The 1,434-nt window shown below is 44.9% G+C and carries 2 protein-coding genes; both read right to left on the reverse strand.

The annotated features are described in order from the left end of the window. Positions 1-234: 234 nt before the first annotated feature. Positions 235-684, reverse strand: a complete 450-nt coding sequence (locus tag AB4496_RS26045; protein WP_009845709.1) for a PTS sugar transporter subunit IIA — start codon at positions 682-684, stop codon at positions 235-237. Beyond that, on the reverse strand, positions 681-1,434 hold a 754-nt coding region (locus AB4496_RS26050; protein ID WP_372132775.1), incomplete at its 5' end, for a PTS ascorbate transporter subunit IIC. The genes AB4496_RS26050 and AB4496_RS26045, both read right to left, overlap by 4 nt.

A 1,434-nucleotide genomic window follows, 5' to 3' on the forward strand; every position in this document is an offset into this window, starting at 1 on the left:
TGTACTTAGCTATAACGTGGATGCATTAAGGGAGCCGGGGGCGCTTGTCTGTCGACTATTGAGTTGAGATGCTTTTAGGTGAGAAGCTCTGTAGTTGGTAAGTTCTGAGTTGAAAAGCTCTTCGGCGGGCATCTCTTTGTTAATCTGGTGCATCGTCATTTGAAACGTGTAAAAAAAAGACCGAGCAGGGCTCGGTCTGATAGCTTTTCTCTGGAGTAACAGCTTTTAGCGTAACTAGTATCGCTTTAAGATCTCGATGATCTCTTGCTCTGTTTCCGCTGCGATAATGGCATCAATGTCATCATCATTTTGGAACAACTCTGATAGCGCCATAATAGTATGGATATGGCTATCTGAGTCCATCGCTGCCAGAGTGATTGAAAGGTAAACGTCACCGTTGTCTTCCGACTCTAAATCAACACCCTTTTTGAATACTGTCACCTGCAGTGATGCTTCGTTCACACCATCTTCAGGACGAGCATGAGGCATCGCAATCTTTGGTGCTAGAACATAGTACGCGCCGATGTCTTTGTGCTTTTGCTTGATAGCTTCAACATAGCTTGCTTCAATTTTCTTGCTTGCTAACAGTGTTGAACAGGTTAAATCAATCGCAGCATCAACCGTTAGGTTCTCTTCAGAGTTGATGATAACGCCTTGGTTACCGATTAAATCGAATAGGCTCATGAAACAATCCATCCTAGAATCAGACCAACAACACCGAAGTCGAAGTCAGCAAATGTTGTTGCTTCAAGCCCAAGACCACCCAGTACTGGAAGTAGTAGCATTGGTAGGAAAGAGATACACAGACCTTGCGTGAATGAACCTAGAATTGCACCACGTAGACCGCCAGTCGCGTTACCGTAAACACCTGCCGCACCACCTACGAAGAAGTGTGGAACCACACCCGCTACAATGATTGTCCAACCAAGTGCACCTTGAACTGCCATTGCTAGTAGGCCAGCCGCGAAAGAACAAAGGAAACCGATTAGTACCGCGTTTGGTGCTACTGGGAATACCATAGGGCAGTCTAGAGCAGGTTTTGCTCCTGGTACTAGTTTGTCAGAGATACCTTTAAATGCAGGAACGATTTCAGCAATTAGCATCTTCACACCTTGCAATACGATGTAAACACCACCAGCAAAGATTAGAGATTGCATGAAGGTAAATACAACCCAGTTTTGACCGCTTGATACTGTTTCTACAAACTCGCCGCCCGCAATAATAGACGCAAGCATGAAGAAGATAGCCATTGTTGTTGCTACGGCTACTGGCGTATCACGCAGGAACATTAAGCTTTTAGGAACTTGGATGTCTTCTGTTGATTTTGATGTGTCACCGAATTTGCTACCAATGAAGCCAGACACGATGTAAGACAGTGTCGAGAAGTGACCGATAGCCAGTTGATCAGTACCCATCACTTTTTCAGTGTACTTT

Origin of the sequence: Vibrio sp. 10N.222.46.A1 (assembly GCF_041473595.1) — a bacterium.
GTDB lineage: Bacteria > Pseudomonadota > Gammaproteobacteria > Enterobacterales > Vibrionaceae > Vibrio > Vibrio tasmaniensis_A.

Excerpts from the sequence above, each read along its gene's own strand:
- AB4496_RS26045 (WP_009845709.1), bottom strand. The coding sequence starts at position 684 with ATGAGCCTATTCGATTTAATCGGTAACCAAGGCGTTATCATCAACTCT.